10 protein-coding genes are annotated in these 17901 nt (G+C 67.3%); 5 read left to right on the top strand and 5 right to left on the bottom strand.

Annotated elements, in window-relative coordinates:
• The first annotated feature begins 243 nt into the window (after window positions 1-243).
• Window positions 244-756, top strand: coding sequence for a hypothetical protein (locus tag ACZLZY_RS21200; protein WP_472936040.1), 513 nt, complete (start codon window positions 244-246; stop codon window positions 754-756).
• On the opposite strand, the gene ACZLZY_RS21195 is transcribed toward ACZLZY_RS21200, so the two are convergent.
• The 5 genes from ACZLZY_RS21195 to treZ all read right to left on the bottom strand — a co-directional run bounded on the left by ACZLZY_RS21195 (window position 753) and on the right by treZ (window position 9182).
• A complete protein-coding gene (locus ACZLZY_RS21195) occupies window positions 753-1799 on the bottom strand; it encodes a Gfo/Idh/MocA family protein (RefSeq protein ID WP_472936039.1) in 1047 nt (348 codons plus the stop codon). The two genes, ACZLZY_RS21200 and ACZLZY_RS21195, sit on opposite strands and share 4 nt — an antisense overlap.
• The gene (locus ACZLZY_RS21190; RefSeq protein ID WP_472936038.1) at window positions 1796-2581 is read right to left on the bottom strand and encodes a ThuA domain-containing protein; all 786 of its coding nucleotides are present in this window, start codon (window positions 2579-2581) and stop codon (window positions 1796-1798) included. Before ACZLZY_RS21190 ends, ACZLZY_RS21195 begins: the two co-directional genes overlap by 4 nt.
• Before the next feature lie 151 nt (window positions 2582-2732).
• A complete protein-coding gene (gene treY / locus ACZLZY_RS21185) occupies window positions 2733-5438 on the bottom strand; it encodes a malto-oligosyltrehalose synthase (RefSeq protein WP_472936037.1) in 2706 nt (901 codons plus the stop codon).
• Window positions 5435-7291 carry a 4-alpha-glucanotransferase gene (gene malQ / locus ACZLZY_RS21180; RefSeq protein WP_472936036.1) on the bottom strand — a complete coding sequence of 619 codons (1857 nt, stop codon included), beginning with the start codon at window positions 7289-7291 and terminating at the stop codon, window positions 5435-5437. The genes treY and malQ overlap by 4 nt, the downstream gene beginning before the upstream one ends.
• Entirely contained in the window at window positions 7284-9182 is a 1899-nt protein-coding gene (gene treZ, locus ACZLZY_RS21175) for a malto-oligosyltrehalose trehalohydrolase (RefSeq protein ID WP_472936035.1), read from the bottom strand. The genes malQ and treZ overlap by 8 nt, the downstream gene beginning before the upstream one ends.
• A 659-nt stretch (window positions 9183-9841) precedes the next feature.
• Here treZ and ACZLZY_RS21170 point away from each other — a divergent pair.
• The 4 genes from ACZLZY_RS21170 to ACZLZY_RS21155 all read left to right on the top strand — a co-directional run bounded on the left by ACZLZY_RS21170 (window position 9842) and on the right by ACZLZY_RS21155 (window position 17829).
• Window positions 9842-13183, top strand: a complete 3342-nt coding sequence (locus ACZLZY_RS21170; RefSeq protein WP_472936070.1) for a transglutaminase family protein — start codon at window positions 9842-9844, stop codon at window positions 13181-13183.
• Window positions 13184-13202: 19 nt separating this feature from the next.
• Entirely contained in the window at window positions 13203-15620 is a 2418-nt protein-coding gene (locus tag ACZLZY_RS21165; RefSeq protein WP_472936034.1) for a circularly permuted type 2 ATP-grasp protein, read from the top strand.
• Window positions 15617-16534, top strand: a complete 918-nt coding sequence (locus ACZLZY_RS21160; protein ID WP_472936033.1) for a transglutaminase family protein — start codon at window positions 15617-15619, stop codon at window positions 16532-16534. The genes ACZLZY_RS21165 and ACZLZY_RS21160 overlap by 4 nt, the downstream gene beginning before the upstream one ends.
• Before the next feature lie 137 nt (window positions 16535-16671).
• Window positions 16672-17829: a GGDEF domain-containing protein gene (locus tag ACZLZY_RS21155; RefSeq protein WP_472936032.1), complete on the top strand. Its 1158-nt coding sequence runs from the start codon at window positions 16672-16674 to the stop codon at window positions 17827-17829.
• Window positions 17830-17901 lie beyond the last annotated feature (72 nt).

Here is a 17901-nt window from a genome sequence, read left to right as displayed (position 1 = left end):
CCAGGCTGATACCCATCCGGTCGCAACGCCCGAGATTGCGTCGGCGGCGGCGCTTTCGCAAGCGCGAAGACGGAACTGGGATACGAGTTTTGCGGCAGGCGCGAATGCCACGGGACGGGGCCGTCGTCGACGCTGGAAATTGGGCGCGGGCCATAGCGCGCGCCTTGCCGGAGGATGGCGAGACCAACGCGATTCGCTTAAGGTCTCACGCGCCTCGGATGAGGCCATCCTGGGGATCCACCCATGCCGAAACCGCAGCGAAAGATCGCGCCCCGCACGCTCGCCCTTTACGGCGGCGCCTTTCTGCTGGCGCTTGCCGCCGCGGCCTTCGCGGTGCGCGTGCCGCCGGGGGAGACGCCCTATCTGAAGATCGCCGGGGCGGGCTTCATCTTCAACTACCGCATCGCCGACGCCTATTACGGGTTCACGGCCTGGGTGATGAAGCCCGTCAAGAACGCCTCGGTGATCGAGGCGATTTTCGAGGACCCGGCGGGCGGCGCTCCCTTGGTGGTCAAGGCGAAGCTCTGGCCGAAGACACGGCAATACGGCATGCGCACGCCGTCCCTCCACGGCATCGAAACCGGCAAGCCGTATCATGTGACCGTCAGGCTGCTGCAGCAAGGCGATGATGCCGTGCTGTTCGAGGATGCGTTCGCCGTCGTCTCCGACGTCAGTTCGGCAGCGATGCCGACAGCACCGCTGACCATTGGGCCAGGCTATACGCGCAACCCCGCTTTGCTCGATGCCGGTGGCTAGACCGTCAGAGTCCGCCCCTCGGTATCGGAGACGAAGCAGAGGTCGAGCAGCTTCTGCACATCAGCCGCCCGGCGGAAACTCGGCTCGCCGTTCTCGCCCGAGAGCAACGCCAGCACAAAACGCTCGGCATTGGTCGGCGTTGCCGGACAGTCCACCGCCCGCCAGGTCTGCGTTTCGATGTCGGGGCCGAGGCAGGCTTCGAGGCGCGAGGCCTCGTGGTTCGCCCAGATCTTCAGGGCGCCCCTCTCGCCGTGGATGGTAAGGTCGAGATCGTTCAGCTTGCCCGTCGCGAAGCGGGTCATGTGGACGACACCGAGCGCGCCGTTCGACATCTCCACCGTCATCGCAACGCTGTCGTTGACGTCAAGCCCGTAGGCGCCGATCGCGCCGCCCTTGTCGAAGGTCTTCATGCGCGCGGAGAGGCTGGCGACGTCGAGCCCCGTGCCGAAGGTCAGAAAATCGAGGATGTGGATGCCGACATCGCCGAGCACCCCTTTCGAGCCGTGCGCGGCCGACAAACGCCAGAGCCAGCGCTCGTCGGCGCGCCAGTCGCCCCAGTGTTTGGCGGTCAGCCAGCTCTGAAGGTAGCTCGCCGAGACATGGCGGATCTCGCCGATCTTGCCGGCGTCGATCATCCGCCGCGCCTTCTGCACGGCATGGGCGTTGCGGTAGGTGAGGTTGACCATCGCGACGAGCCCCGCGGCTTCGGCCGCTTCCGTCATCGCCAGCGCGCCGGCATGGTCCAGCGCCAGCGGCTTCTCGCAGAACACCGCCTTGCCGGCAGCGAGCAGCTTTAATGTCGTCGGCTGGTGCGCGGCATCCGGCGTGACGTTGACGGCGGCGTCGAAGCCGTTCCAGTCGAGTGCGGCGTCGAGATTACCGAAGGAGGCGCCGATCCCGTGCGCCTCGGCGAAGAGCCTGGCCCGCTCGGCATCGATGTCGCAGGCGGCGATGACGCGGCAGCCTGGGATGACAGCAAAGAACTCGGCATGCCGGTGCGCCATGGCCCCGGCGCCGAGAATCAGCAGCCGCTTGTCACTCACCGGAAACCCTTTTCGCCCGGCTGGTGTAGCGAGCCGCCGCGCTGCTCGATCGGCTCGCGCGCCTGATCGACCGGCACGTTCGGTGCCGCCGAGACGTCGGCCCAGGCGGGCACCGGGTTGTGCGCCCAACGCACGGCGTTGCGCAGCACCTGCTGGATCTTCGGATCGTGGTAGATCGGGTAGGTCTCGTGGCCCGGGCCGAAATAGAAGATACGCCCGGCGCCACGCTGGTAGGTGACGCCGGATCGGAACACCTCACCGCCCTGGTACCAGGAGATGAACACCGTCTCCATCGGTTCGGGGATCAGGAAGGGCTCGCCGTACATCTCTGAATTCGGCAGTTCGATATGGTCGCCGATCCCCTGGACGATCGGGTGCGAGCGGTTGATCGCCCAAAGCCGCTCGCGCTCGCCTGCCTCGCGCCAGCGCAGCGAACACGGCGCCCCCATCACCCGCTTGAAGATCTTCGAGAAATGCCCGGAGTGCAGGACAATCAGCCCCATGCCCTCGAACACGCGCTGCGCCACGCGCTCTACCACTGTGTCATCGACCGCCGCATGCGCCTTGTGCCCCCACCAGAGCAGCACGTCGGTCGCCGCCAGCCGCTCGGCGGTCAGCCCATGCTCGGGCTCGTCGAGGGTCGCCGTCGCCGGGTTGATCTCCGCGTCGGCAGCCAGCGCGTCGGCGATGGTCCGGTGGATGCCGTCGGGGTAGATCCCCCGGACGGTCTCGTTCTCACGCTCGTGCGCGAACTCGTTCCAGACGGTGGCGCGGATCGGCATGGCAGAACTCCCATTTCGGTTGGCCGCCAGTGGGTCCGGCAAGAACGCCCCGCATGCGAAGAAATGCACGAAGGACGCTCACTAGTTTGGGTCAAAGCAACCTCCACACGGGCCAATCGACCCTCTCAAAGGTTGCTTAGACAGTTCCGCCTTATTGGGAGATCAACAAGGCGAAAGGCAGGCCATCCGGCAGGTCGGCGAGTTTCACGCGATCGGCTGGGCCGACGCGGCCGGTCCCCAGCGCATTGCGCCAGGTCATGCCGGCGAGCTCTTTCGGCAGCACCACTGCCGTATCGCCCCACTGCGCTGCCGATGGCTGCAGGCCCTCGGCGCCTTCGAGGAGACTGAGGCACAGACGCGGCGCGATGGTGATCGACGCCTTGCCGTCCTCGACCCGCGCAAAGGCGACGACATGGCGCGCGGCGCTTCCCTCGATCGCCAGCGGCATATAGGCGCCGGTGGTGTAGAGGGTCGGCGATGCCACCCGCGCGGCAACACCCGCCAGAATGACCTTCGCCTTCACCGCGCCGCTCCGCCAGTCCGCCAGCATAGCGGAGATGGCGACGTTGTCCGTCGCCGCCGCGGCTGCGCAGGCCTTGAAGTCCACCTTTCGCCGGTTGTCGGGATCGACGAGGCTGAGGTCGTAGAACTCAGTGCCCTGGTAGATGTCCGGCACGCCCGGCGCCGTCATCTTGATCAATGTCTGCGACAGCGAGGTCAAGGCACCGGCCGCCACGAAAGGCTGAACCGACGTCCAGAAGTCAGCGAGGAAATCGTCCGTCGCCTCGCTGTCGAGCGCCGCCTCGACGAAGGCCTTGAGAGCCGATTCGTACGGCTCGGCCGGCGAGGTCCAGGACGTGTAGCGCTTGGCTTCGCGCACCGCCTTTTCCATGAAGACGCACAGCCGCTCGCCGATCGCCTTGCGGGCGGCGGCGTCCGTTGGATCGAAATCCGCCGGCAGCACGCCGAGCAGCGATTGGTAGAACATCCACTCGCTGGCGGCGTCCGGCGAGTCGAGCGTCTCCTCGATCGGCTGGCGATAGGCGCCCATCGCTTCGGCAAAGCCTTCGACCAGCGACGACCAGCGCTTCGGCGCCTCGCTCAGAGTGTAGAGGCGCGCCCGGGCGTCCTCGCCGCGCTTGGTGTCGTGCGTCGACGTGGCGAGGAGGCCTTCCGGCTGGTCCTCGGTGCGGATCGCCATGGCCTCGTGGAAGGCCTCGACGCCGGCGCCGTAATGATCGGGCTCGCCGCCGACTTCGTTCAAGGCGATCAGCCGGTTGTAGCGGAAGAACACCGTGTCCTCGACGGCCTTCGCCATCACCGCACCGGTGGTCTGCTGGAAGCGGCGGGTGAAGTTCAAGGCGCCGGCGACATCGCGGCCATCGTCGAAATCGAGCTTCAAGAGGCGGCCGATGAACTCGATCGGCTCGTCGGCCTCGACCTCGCGCTGCGACGTCGCGAGCGCGACGGCATCGTCGATGATCTGGGCATCGCCCTTCGGCACGCCGTCGACGCCAACATAGGTGCGGTAGACCGGCAGCGCCGAGGCGACCTCGATGATCGAGCGCGAGATCGTGTCCGGCCCGAGATCGCGCGTGGCGAGGCCGCGGCTCGCTACCGTCAGCGCCTCGCCGGTGAGGTAGGCGAGCTCGCCCGCGAGGTTGCGCGAGAAGATCGAGCGCTTCTGGCGCAGGATCATCTGGCGAAGATCCTCCTCCTCGCCAATGAAGTGCGCGTAGCCCCGCGTCATCCCCTCTTCTTGGTCGGGGTCGACATATAGCCCCGCCAGCGCGGTGATGAACTCGTAGCCGGTGGTGCCGGCGATCTCCCAGGAAGTGCGCAGGCGCTCTTCGCCGGTGAGGATCTTCTCGACGTAGATGACGGGGTCGCGGCGCACCGACTGGAAGGCCTGCTTCAGGTCGAGAAGGTAGTTCTTTGGGTCGGCCAGGCCATCGACGTGATCGATGCGAATGCCGTCCAGCCGCCGCTCGCGGGCCAGCCGAATGACGGTGCGGTGCGAGTCGCGGAAGACGTGACGCAGTTCCTGGCGAACGCCGATGAGGTCGGCGATTTCGAAGAAGCGGCGATAGGTCAGCTTCTCCCGCGCCGTCCGCCACCAGGCCAGACGCCAGACCTGCGCCTCGTGCAGCGCGTGGAGTGCGCTCTGGTCCGCGTTGATGGCCGCGACGGCCGCATCGAGCGCCGTGGCGAAACTGGCGTCACTGAGATGCTCGCGCAAACGCTCCGTCAGTTCCTCCCCCTCGATCGGGGTCGCCACCGAGAAGCGGCGCACCAGGCGGTCGCGCTCGGCATGCTCCAGGAAGCCAAAGACATGGCCGAGCGTGCGCGGATCGAGCGGCAGTTCGTAGCCGGCCGCATCGAAGCGCAGCCGGGCACGCTCGCGGTCGAGCACCACGGAGAGATCGCCGTCCATCGACGCCTCGCCATAGGGCTTCGACAGCACGGGGATCAGCACCTTCTCGGCGTCCCAGGCGATGTCGAAGGTGTTGGCGTAGCGGCTCTCCTGGCCCCAGGCGAGCACGTCCTCCCACCAGGCGTTCTCCGGGCTGACGCCCATGTGGTTCGGCACGAAGTCGAGGATCAGGCCGATGTCCTGGCCGGACAGTGCATCGCTCATCGCCAGGAAGCCGGCATCGCCGCCGAGGTCTTCCTCGAAGCGGTTGTAGTCGACGACGTCATAGCCGTGCGTCGAGCCCGGCGAGGCCGCGAACACGGGCGAGGCGTAGAGATGGCTGACCCCGAGGGTCTTCAGGTAAGGCGCGAGGTCCCGCGCGGTGTCGAAACCGGTTCCTTCGCGGAACTGCAGGCGGTAAGTGGCGATCAGCTGGCGGCTCATACGGTCTCCGGTCGTTCGTCGCGCATGGCCCGGGCGATGGACTGGAAACCGCCATCTTCGGCGAGGTCCTCCAGTTTCACAGCGGAGCGGATGCGCCAGTTAGGGTATTCATCGGTGGTGCCGGGCAGATTCGGCTGGCGCTCGGAGCCCGTCATGTCCTCGATCTGCACGGTCACGAGAAGGCTCGGCGCCCGGGCGAGGAAGCGGTGCACGGCATCGGCGATGTCCTGCGACAGCGTCACCGGCAAGGCGTCCTCGCCGCTGGCCACGCGGTCGTATTCCTCGGGCAGGACGCCGGCTTCCTTCAGCGCGCCGATCAGCATGCGACGGTCGCGTTTGCGCTCCTCACGCTGCTCCTCGGTGCGCTTGGCATTCTGCCGCCCGGTCTCGGCCCGCAGGTCGAGGTCGGTCCCGAGCCACCAGCCCTTCAGCGTCGGTAGGTCGTGGGTGGAGACGCAAGCGAGCGAAAGTTCCGGGTAGGAAGAGGTCGGCAGGAACTCGACATCCCGGCGCTCGAAATAGAGCACGCGGTACGACAGGAGGTTCGCCTCGCTGAGCGTTGCGCGGAAGCCCGGCGGCACGGTGCCGAGATCCTCGCCGATGACAAGGCAGTCATTGCGGTTGGACGCCTCGGCAATGGTGTCGAGCATTTTGCCGAGGGGGTAGCGGACATAGCCGCCCTCGGCCGACTTGTGCCCTTCGGCAATCCACCAGAGTCGGGCAAGGCCCATGACATGGTCGATCCGAACCGCCCCGGCATGCCGCGTGAGCGCATCGAAGGATTCGCCGAGCGGGCGGTAGTCCCGTTCCGCCAGCGCCTTTGGCGAGAGCGGGGCGAGGCCCCAGTCCTGGCCGGAGGAGTTAAACATGTCGGGCGGCGAGCCGACGCGTGCGGCACCAACGGTCAATGCCGGATCGCTCCACGTCTCCGCGCCGTCCGGCGAGACACCGACGGCGAGGTCGAGGTAGAGGCCGATGCTCATGCCTGTCGCCTTGGCGCGGCGCTGAGCCTCCGCCAACTGCTCCTCGGCGGTGTATTGCAGCCAGAGATGGAACAGGATTTCATCGCCCGCTTCGGCTTCCAGCGCGTGCACCGCCGGCAGGTCGCGGCTGCGCAACGCTTCCGGCCAGGAATGCCATCCGGCATAGGCGCCGCTCGCGACCTGCCGGGCGGAAATCGCCTCGAACAGCGCGAAGTCCCGCAGCGCCTCGCCGCCGCCGGCGCAATAGGCGTTGAACGCCTCGTCGTGGCGCAAAGCCTCCAGTTGCTGCAGGAAAACCTCGCGCAGCAGGAGGTTCTTCAGGAGACCGACGGCGACATATTCGACGAGGTCGCCTCCGAGCACGGCAAACGCCGACGGCTCGCTCTCCCGTAGCCGTGCGATTGCCTCCGCCCCACCAGGAAGCTCGTCCACTGCGATGTAGAGGGGATTGATGAACCGACGGCTCGACGGCGAATAGGGGCTGAATCGTCCGGCATCGGCCATGAACAGCGCGTGCAGCGGGTTGACGCCAACGAAGCTCGCACCGACCGACCCGGCGATCTCGACGAAGTCGCCGAGGTCACGGAAATCGCCCATGCCAAGATTGCGATCCGATCGCAAGCTGTAGAGCTGGCAGGCAATGCCCCAGCTGCGTCGGGAGCTAACTTTCTCCGGCAAGGCGCAGCGCGAGGCCGGCTTGTCGCCGGCTTCGTCGAAGCTGCCTTCCTCGCCGGTCTCGGGATCAACCCCCAGCGCCTTGAGCAGCGACAGCTTGGCGCCATCCTCGATCACCTTGCGCTCACCCATCTCGGAGACGTAGCCGAGCTGAATGCCGTGGCTTTCGGCGAGCTTGTCGAGCCGATCAGTCATGCGAAGCCTCCTCGTGGGTCGTGTCGGCGATCTGCAGCATCCGGCTCAGGCGGAAGACCACGGAAGGACCCGGCAAAATCCCCGACTCCAAGTCCTCGGTGGCATGCTTGGGATAGGCAAAGACGAGTTCGCCGCTGGAGCGATCATCGGTCGACAGCACGTCGGGGATGGTCCACGGCTCATCGTCGAGATTGGCGAAAAGCTTCAGGACGTTACCGTCCTTCAGGACCCAGGACACCACGAACGCCGCACTGTCGTCGGAAATGTAGTGGCTGCCGCAGTTCGGCGGAATGTCGGTCAACAGCGGCACGATGCTTTCGTGTCGCAGCTTGAGGATCGCCGAGACCTTGAACAGGCGGCGGCGATAGGTCGGCCGTTTGGCCATCTCCCAGTCGAGCATGGAATAGCGGAACGTCGCCTCCGAATTCGGATCCGGAATCAGCTTGCGGTTGGCCTCGTCGCGGAACGCGTCGAACTTCTTGAACTCCGCCCGGCGGCCGTCGCGAACGGCATCGCCGAGTTCGCCGTCGAAATCGGTGAAGAAGCAGAACGGGTTGGTGTCGCCGAACTCCTCACCCATGAACAGCAGCGGAATTTGCGGCGACAGAAGGAGGATCGCCTGCAGGCACTCCACCACCCGGCGCGAGGCAAGATCCACCAGCCGATCGCCGAAAGCCCGGTTGCCGATCTGGTCATGGTTCTGGATGAAGTTGACGAAGGCCGTCGGCGGCAGATGAGCCGAGGGGAAACCGACATCCTCGTCGCGGTGGCGCGAGTGCTCGCCCTGGAAGACGAAACCCTCGGCCAACGACCGGGCGATCTGCTTGACGCTGTTGCGCGAATAATCGGCGTAGTAACTCTCGTTCTCGTGCGTCGCCAGAACGTGGGCGCAATGGTGGAAGTCGTCGTTCCACTCGCCGCTGATCAGAAGCGGCTCGCCCTTCGGGTCGCGCTCGATATGCCAGGTGATGTTGCGCGCGTCCTCGCTCGTGATGTGGACATGGCGGTCGGTGATCTTCTCGCGGATCCGCGCGGCGAGTTCCCGGATGATCGGAACGTCGGTCGTATCCTGGATCGAATCGATGGCGTCGAGGCGCAGGCCGTCGATGCGGTATTCGTTCAGCCAGAACAGCGCGTTCTCGATCATGAACTCGCGCACCGCCGCCTCGTCATAGGCGATCGCCGCACCCCAAGCGGTGTGAATCTCCGGGTGGAAGAACTCCGGCGCATAGGCGTTGAGGTAGTTCCCGTCCGGTCCGAAGTGGTTGTAGACGACGTCGAGAAAGACCATCAGGCCGCGCTCGTGGGCTGCGTCGACGAGCCGCTTCAGGCCCTCGGCACCGCCATAGACCTCGTGCGGCGCGTAGAGCAGTACGCCGTCATAGCCCCAGCCCCGCTGGCCGCCGAACTGCGCGACGGGCAGCAGCTCGATCGCGGTGATTCCGACACCCTTGAGATAGTCGAGCTTCTCGACGATGGCATCGAACGTGCCCTCGGGCGTGAAGGTGCCGGTGTGCAGCTCGTAGAAAACCGTCTCGTGCCAGGGGCGCCCTTTCCAGCCGGCCGACTTCCACTCGAAGGCGCGGGGATCGACAAGCCGTGACAGGGAGTGCACGTCCGACATCTGCGCCCGTGCCGCAGGGTCCGGCACCACCTGCTCGCCGTTGACCCGGAACCCGTAGCCTTCGCCGACCGCGACGGCATCGGTCTCGGTCTGCCACCAGCCGCCATCCTCTTTGTCCATCGGCAGGAAGCGGCGCTCGCCCGCCCGCTCGGCGACGAGTTCGATGGTATCGACATTCGGCGCCCAGAGGCGAAAGGCGGCACCTTTTTCGGTAATGCGGCTTCCCCACGAGGTCGCTTGTGAAAACGTCTTCTGTGTCTCGGGCATGTTCATCCTTTCCCAGCCTTCACCGCATCCGCTGGGGGCGATGAAGGACGTGGCATTGCTCGGCGTGCCCTGGAGGCGACCGATATATGTTGCGCCGCGGATGCGGCCTGAATCTGAGGAGGTCGGCGATCGCCGGAATGCTGCGGAAATCCCGTTCCGGCATCCCGTCTGCCGCATCGGTCGCTGCGTCCGGTCGGTCCGCCCTCGAACCCTACATGGGTCATGGCCGGCGCGTGTCCCGCTTTAAAGTCCCGGAAATCGGGAATCTCCTACAGCCAGCCAACCGGCTGTCCGCTGCGTGTGCTGCGCGGCCACGCCACCCCTCAGCGTAGTCTGCCGATCCCGGCGAGGTGCGAAGGGTCAGACATGACTGGGCCGGTTCACCTTCGCTGAAAACTCGCATGACCGCACCCTCGAGGCCGACCTGACAACCCTCTCCGGCCGCTCTCCTGGAACACAGGAAGCGGCAGGCAGGCGGAGGATCGGCGACCTTCTTCTCGCCTCAATGTGAGGCGTCCGCGGTAGTTCCCCGATCTAGCCAAGGGGAAAGCTGTTATTTTCGCATCTGCGAACACAGTGCGCCTTACCTGCTTGCGGCGGGGACGTGAACGGCTATGGTCTTGGCGAACAATCCGATGAAGAAGGTAAGACTTCGCCCGATGTCGATCCTCGCCGCACTCCACCACGTCACGCACTACCAGTACGACAGGCCGGTCCGGCTGGGTCCGCAGGTCATCCGCCTGCGCCCTGCCCCGCATTCGCGCACCAAGGTGCCGTCCTACTCGCTAAAGGTGACGCCGGAGAACCACTTCATCAACTGGCAGCAGGATCCGTTCGGCAACTACCTCGCCCGCTTCGTCTTTCCGGACAAGGCGACCGAGTTCAAGATCGAGGTCGATCTCGTCGCCGACATGACGGTCTACAATCCCTTCGACTTCTTCGTCGAGGATGCCGCCCAGGCCTGGCCCTTCGCCTATGAGGAGCCGCTGCGCACCGACCTCTCCGCCTATCTCGGCGCCGAGTCCGCCGGGCCGCTGCTGAGAACCTTCCTCGCCGAGCTCGACCGCAGCGAGACTCATACGGTCGATTTCCTCGTCGGCCTCAACCGGCTGCTGTCGCAGAAGATCACCTACCTCATCCGCATGGAGCCGGGCGTCCAGACGCCGGAGGAGACGCTCGCCAACGCCTCGGGCTCCTGCCGCGACACCTCCTGGCTCCTGGTGCAGATTCTGCGCCAGCTGGGCTTTGCCGCGCGCTTCGTCTCCGGCTACCTCATCCAGCTGAAGCCCGACCTCGTCTCGCTCGATGGGCCTGCCGGCACCGACCACGACTTCACCGACCTGCACGCTTGGGCCGAGGTCTACCTGCCGGGCGCCGGCTGGATCGGCTTCGACCCGACCTCCGGCCTGATGACCGGCGAGAGCCACGTGCCGCTTGCAGCCACCCCGCACTACGGCTCGGCCGCGCCCATCTCCGGCGGCGTTGACTATGCCGAGGTGACCTTCGGCTTTGAGATGACGGTCGAGCGCATCGCCGAGCGGCCGCGCGTCTCCGCGCCCTTCTCCGACGAGAGCTGGCAGGCGCTGGATGCGCTCGGCGAGGCGGTCGACGCCGAGCTCAAGGCCAACGACGTCCGCCTCACCATGGGCGGCGAGCCGACCTTCGTCTCGATCGACGACTTCCAGTCCGAGGAGTGGAACACCGCCGCCGTCGGGCCGCAGAAGCGGGCGCTCGCCGACGACCTGATCCGCCGCCTGCGCGACCGCTTCGCGCCCGGCGGCTTCCTGCATTACGGCCAGGGCAAGTGGTATCCCGGCGAGACGCTGCCGCGCTGGACCTTCTCGCTCTACTGGCGCAAGGACGGCCTGCCGATCTGGCGCAATTCCAACCTCATCGCCCGCGAGGTCACCGAGGCCCCAGTCTCGCTCGCCGACGCCGAGACGCTGACGCGGGAAGTTGCATTGGAGCTCGGCGTCGACCCCGCCTATGCCGCCGCCGCCTACGAAGACCCGTCCTACTGGATGTCGCGCGAGGCGAAGCTGCCGGAAAACGTCGAGCCGAGCGACCCGAAGCTCGACGATGCCGAGGAGCGCGCGCGCCTGGCCCGCGTCTTCGACCGTGGCCTGTCGAAGGCGTCCGGCTACGTGCTCCCCGTTCAGGCCTGGCAGTCGCAGGCAAGCGGCACCGGCATGACGCGGGGCGTGCGCTGGATGTCCGAGCGCTGGACGACGCGGCGCGGCCAACTCTTCCTGATGCCCGGCGACAGCCCGGTCGGCTACCGCTTGCCGCTCGGCGCCTTGCCGCACGTGCCGCCGGCGCAGTACCCCTACATCCACCCGAACGATCCGACCGCAGAACAGGGCCCGCTGGCGGCGCCGGAGGAGATCGGCCCCGGCCGCGAGCAGCCGAGCATCCTCGCCGCCAGCCCCGAGGTCTGGCAGGCGCCGGAGCAGAAGCACGAGGAAATCTTCGGCGCGGTGCGCACGGCGATCTCGATCGAGCCGCGCGACGGCAAGCTCTGCGTCTTCATGCCGCCGCTGGAGTCGCTCGAGGCCTATCTCGATCTCCTCCAGGCCGTCGAGGTGATCGCCGAGAAGCACGGCCTGCCGCTGGTGATCGAGGGCTACCAGCCGCCGCACGATTCGCGCGTCAACGTCATCCGCGTGGCGCCGGACCCCGGCGTCATCGAGGTCAACGTCCACCCCGCCGCCTCCTGGCGCGAATGCGTCGAGATCACCCGCACCGTCTACGACGAGGCGCGGCAGTCGCGGCTCGGCACCGACAAGTTCATGATCGACGGCAAGCATGCCGGCACCGGCGGCGGCAACCACGTCGTCGTCGGCGGCGCAACGCCGACCGACTCGCCCTTCCTGCGCCGGCCGGACCTCCTGAAGTCGCTGGTGCTGCACTGGCAGCGCCATCCCTCGCTCTCCTACCTCTTCTCCGGCCTCTTCGTCGGGCCGACGAGCCAGGCGCCGCGCGTCGACGAGGCGCGGCACGATGCGCTGTACGAGCTCGAGATCGCGATGGCGCAGGTGCCGCTGCCGGGCGAAGGCGCAGCGCCCTTGCCGTGGCTGACCGACCGGCTGTTCCGAAACCTCCTCGTCGACGTCACCGGCAACACCCACCGCTCCGAGATCTGCATCGACAAGCTGTACTCGCCGGACGGCCCGACCGGGCGCCTGGGCCTCGTCGAGTTCCGCGGCTTCGAGATGCCGCCAGACGCGCGCATGAGCCTTGCCCAGCAGCTGCTGGTGCGGGCGCTCGTGGCGAAATTCTGGAAGGAGCCGCAGTCCGGCCGTTTCGCCCGATGGGGCACGACGCTGCACGACCGCTTCATGCTGCCCGCCTTCCTCTGGCAGGATTTTCTTGACGTTCTCGCCGATCTCAGCCGCTCGGGATTTGCCATCCGGCCGGAATGGTTCGAGGCGCAGGCCGAGTTCCGCTTTCCGTTCTGCGGCAAGATCGAGCGCGAGGGCATTGCGCTGGAGCTCAGGCAAGCGCTCGAGCCCTGGCACGTCATGGGCGAGACCGGCGCGATCGGCGGCACGGTGCGTTTCGTCGACTCCTCGGTCGAGCGGCTGCAGGTGAAACTCACCGGCTTCGACCCGGCGCGCCACATCGTGACCTGCAATGGCCGGCAGGTGCCGCTGACGCCGGTCGGCAACGGCCGCGACGCGGTGGCCGGCGTGCGCTTCAAGGCGTGGCAGCCGGCCTCTGGCCTCCACCCGACCATTCCGGTGCACGCTCCGCTGACCTTCGACATCTACGATCGCTGGTCGCAGCGCTCGCTCGGCGGCTGCGTCTACCACGTCGCCCATCCCGGCGGTCGCAACTACGAGACCTTCCCGGTCAACGCCAACGAGGCGGAGGCGCGCCGGCTGGCGCGGTTCGAGGACATCGGCCACACGCCGGGGCATTACGCGCCGGTGCTCGAGATCCCCGACCCGTCCTTCCCGACGACGCTGGATCTGCGCCGTCCGGCGAGCCTGGCGGTCTGACCGGGATGACGGGCAAGCCATGAGTGCCGCCGCTTCCCGAGAGGGCCTGGCGCTCGACGCGCTGCTGGCGGGCTACCACCCGCCGGCGGGGGTCTATGACGAGATGCTGGCGGCCGATGGCAGCATCCGGCCGCACTATCGCCCGCTCGCCGAGGCGCTGGCGGCGATGACCGCGTCCGATCGCGCCGGCCGGGTGCGCAGCGCCCGCCAGTACCTGCGCGAGGCCGGCGTCTTCTACCGCGTCTATGGCGGCACTGGCGAGGCAGAACGCGACGAGCGCAGCTGGCCGCTGACCTTCCCGCCGCTGATCCTCGGCGCGGCGGAATGGGCGACGCTCGAACGCGGCCTCGTCCAGCGCGCCGGCTTCCTCGAAGCGCTGGTCGGCGATCTCTATGGCGCGCGGACGTTGCTCGCCAACGGCACGCTGCCGGCGGTGATCGTTGGCGAGAACCCCGAATTCCTGCGGCCGATCGCCAATCAAGGCCTGGCCGGCGATCCGCTGATCCGCTTCATCGCCATCGACCTCGGCCGCGGCCCGGACGGGCGCTGGTGGGTGCTCGGCGACCGCACACAGGCGCCGTCGGGCGCCGGCTTCGCGCTGGAAAACCGCGTCGCCACCTCGCGCGCCTTTCCCGACCTTAACGCCGACATGCGGGTGCAGCGGCTCGCAGGCTTCTTCCAGCGTTTCCGGCAATCCTTGCTCCGGCTGAACCAGGATGGCACCGAGCGCATCGGGGTGCTCACCCCCGGTCCGATGAACGAGACCTATTTCGAGCACGCCTATCTCTCGCGCTATCTCGGTTTCCTGCTGCTCGAAGGCGGCGATCTCGTCGTCAACGACGATGCGGTGGAGGTGCGCACCGTCGACGGCTTCGAACCGCTAAAGGTGCTGTGGCGGCGCCTCGACTCGGATTTCGCCGATCCGCTGGAGCTGTTCCAGCGCTCGCGCATCGGCACGCCCGGCCTGTTGCGGGCGATCCGCGCGGGATCGCTGCAGATGGTCAATGCGCTCGGCTCCGGCATTCTCGAGACGCGCGCGCTCCTCGCCTTCCAGCCGGCGCTTGCCAAGGCGCTGATCGGCGAGACATTGGAACTGCCGACCATCGCCACCTGGTGGTGCGGCCAGGCGGAAGAGCGCGACCACGTCTCGCGCAACCGCCACCGTCTGGCGCTCGCCGACGCCTTCCCGCACGCCTCCGATCCGCCCCCGGGCAACCGGCACGACCGCCTTGCCGCCGAACTCGACGCCGGCGGCACCGGCGTCGTCGGCCAGGAACTCGTCGCGCTGTCGACCGCCCCGGTCTTCCTCGACGACACGCTGGTCGCCCGGCCGGTGACGCTGCGCGTGTTCCTCGCCCGCGACGCGACCGGCTGGCACGTCATGCCCGGCGGCTTCGCCCGGGTTTCCGACGAGACCGACGCCAAGGCGGTGTCGATGCAGGCGGGCGGGCGTTCGACTGATGTCTGGGTGACTTCCGATACCGACGAGGAGCCGCTGACGCTGCTCGGCGAAGTGCCGACCGGCAACTTCCTGCGCCGCCGCCCCGGCGCCTTGCCGGCCCGCGCCGCCGACAACCTGTTCTGGCTCGGCCGCTATACCGAGCGCACGGAAGTCGCGACGCGGCTTCTGCGGCTCTACGCCTCCCGCCAGTCGGAAGCCGCCCGGCAAGGCCTTGTCGACCGGCGCGTCGCCCAGCTGCTGCAACGCGTCGGCGTCGATGTCACCGCGGCGCATCCGGCCGCGGGTCTCCTCAAACTGTCGCGCTCGGCGCTGAACACCGCCTCGCGCATCCGCGACCGCTTCTCGCCCGACGGCTGGCGGACGCTGAGCGAGATCGTCGATCTCCTCGACGACGCGACGCAGCACGGCGGCGACGAGGACCTGATCGCGCTGACCAGCCAGGTGATGACCCGGCTCTCGGGCTTCACCGGGCTGGTGCGCGAGAACATGTACCAGTTCGCCGGCTGGCGTTTCCTCAAATGCGGGCGTCGGATCGAGCGCGGCGCGATGACCGCCGCGATCGCCGCCGCCGTCACCGCCGGCGAGGTGCCCGAGGGCGCCTTCGAGGTCCTGCTGGAGTTCACCGACAGCCGCGTCACCTACCGCCGCCGCTATACCGTGACCCTCTCGCGCGAGACGGTGCTGGACCTCACCGTCCTCGACCCCGCCAATCCGCGCTCGGTCGCCTATCAGGTGAACTCGCTGAAGCGGGCCATCGGCGAGCTGCCGGGCGTCGTCGCCGGGGAGACGCTCGACCAGCTGGCGCGGCGGATCGCGCGCTTGCAGGTGCGGCTTGCGACGGCCGGGCCGACGGAGGTCGACGAGGCCTTCCTGCAGAGGGTCGCTGGCGACTTCTCCGACCTTTCCGATCTCTTGACGCAGCGCTATTTTGCCTCTGACCCCGGCGAAACGGTCGAACGGTTCGATCACGAATGATCTACGACATCACTCTGAAGATCGCGTCCGACTACCCGTCGGCCGTCAAGGATGCGCGCCACGTCCTGCGCATCCGGCTGCGCGATGGCGCCGGACAGACCACGATTGCCCAGTCTCTGAACGTGCTGCCGCAGGCCGAGGAGCACAGCACCGAGCATGATTTCTTCGGCAACGAGATCGACCATGTCCTGCTGCGCAAGGCGCACGACCGACTGAGTGTCGAGATGCGCGCCCGGGTGCGCGTCGAGCCAAGGGCGCCCGATCTCGGCGCCACGCCGACGCTGGCGGACATCCGCGACGCCGCATTGCGCAGCCGCGACTTCGGCCCCCTCAGCCCGGTGCATTTCCTCGCCTCGAGCCGGTTGGTGCGCCAGTCGGCCGAGATCGGCACCTATCTCGGCGCCCCCCTCGCCCCGGCCAGCTCCGGCGGCGACGCGGTGCTGTTCCTGACCCGCCAGATCTACGAGGATTTCACCTACGCGCCCGGCTCCACCCGCATCGACACGCCGGTCGAGACCGTGTTCCGCACCCGCCGCGGGGTCTGTCAGGATTTCGCCCATCTCGGTATTGCCGGGCTTCGGGCGCTCGGCATTCCCACCGCCTATGTCAGCGGATTCCTGCGCACCTTGCCGCCGCCGGGGCGGCCGCGGCTCGAGGGTGCCGACGCGATGCACGCCTGGATCAAGGTCTGGCTCGGCGCGGAGACGGGCTGGGTCGGCTTCGATCCGACCAATGGTGTCGTCACCGGCGCCGACCATATCGAAGTCGCGATTGGCCGCGACTATGCCGACGTCGCCCCGATCGGCGGCTTCTTCGTCACCTCCGGCTCGCAAAAGAGCCGGCACAGCGTGGACGTCGTGCCCGTCGAGTTGGAGACGGCTGCCGGGACGCAGGACGACGGACCCGCATCTTAAAGGAAGTTTTGCGCATCTGGCGCTAGAACAAGGCTGCGATGGGATGAGTTACCCATCTGGGATTTTCCGGGTAGGGCCGGCCGACCCGGTCGTGCGATGTTCCAGCCGGATAAAAGTGACAACGCCTGGCGAACCCGATGCAGATACACGTTCCGACGCTGTTCTACCTGATGTGCGGGATCAGCCTCTTGGCCGCCGGAAGGATGGCCTTGGAGTGGCAGCGCCAGCGATCCCCGTCACTCCTGTGGTGGAGCTTTAGCTATCTCACGATCGCGGTAGCCGGCCTCCTCAGCAGTCTGCGCGCGCTTGGTTTTGTCACGATCGGGATCGGGCTGTCGAATGCCCTCCTGGTCGCTGGCTATGGGATGATCTGGCATGCCGCAGCGCAGTTCACCGGCCAGCGCGGCCCTGTCCCTTTGCTGCTAGGAGGCGTCCTGGTATGGCTGGTGGCCTGGACCTTCCCCGGCTTTGCCGCCAATGTCGATCTTCGCATTCTCTTAAGTTCGGCGCTCATCGCGGCCTACAGCTTCGGCGTCGCCAGTTGTTTCCTCAGGTCGCGCGAAGGCCTTGCCGCGACGCGCCAGGCCGGATGGGCCTTTCTCCTGCACGGCACTCTCTACCTCGCCCGGATCGCAACACTGCCGATCTTCTCCAGCCCCGCCGATCCGCTGCGGTCGGGCAGCTTGCCGATGGTCATCGTGATGTTCGAGGCGGTGCTGTTCATCGTCGTCACGACCTACCTCTACCTCGCGATGACACGGGAGCGCAGCGAGAAACTGCTGATCGCCAAATACCAGGTCGACTACCTGACCGGTGTCGCCAACCGGCGCGCCTTCACCGAACAGGCCCGGCGCGAGATCGCCGAACGGGGCGCCGTGGCCGCGCTGATTTTCGATCTCGATCATTTCAAGCAGATCAACGACCGGTACGGACATGCGCTGGGCGACGAGATCCTGAAGCTGTTCTGCCGCGTGGCTCAGGCGCAACTTACCCCGGCCGACCTTTTCGGCCGTCTCGGCGGGGAGGAGTTCGCCTTGCTGCTGCCGGGCGATACCGAGAGCGGCGCCCGCCGGAAGGCGCTGTCCATCATCGAGGATTTTGCAGCCGCGGCGCGGGAAGTGGCCGGACGACCGGTCGGCGCAACGGTCAGCGCCGGCCTCGCCATCCCTCCGCAGTCGCTGGATCTCGATGAACTGCTGCGGGAAGCGGACGAGGCACTGTACCGGGCCAAGCGAGCGGGTCGAAACGGGCTTGCCGTGTCCAACGGCGATCACGGAATGGCAGGCGCTCTCTAAGTGGCAGAGCACCAGAAGTGGTCATGCAAAAGGGGCACCCGCGAGGGTGCCCCTTAGCGTCTGGATGATGTT

Source organism: Mesocryomonas lacus, from assembly GCF_055730135.2.
The sequence above is the reverse complement of the archived record's forward strand: the minus strand, read 5'-3'. Positions and strand labels throughout refer to the sequence as shown.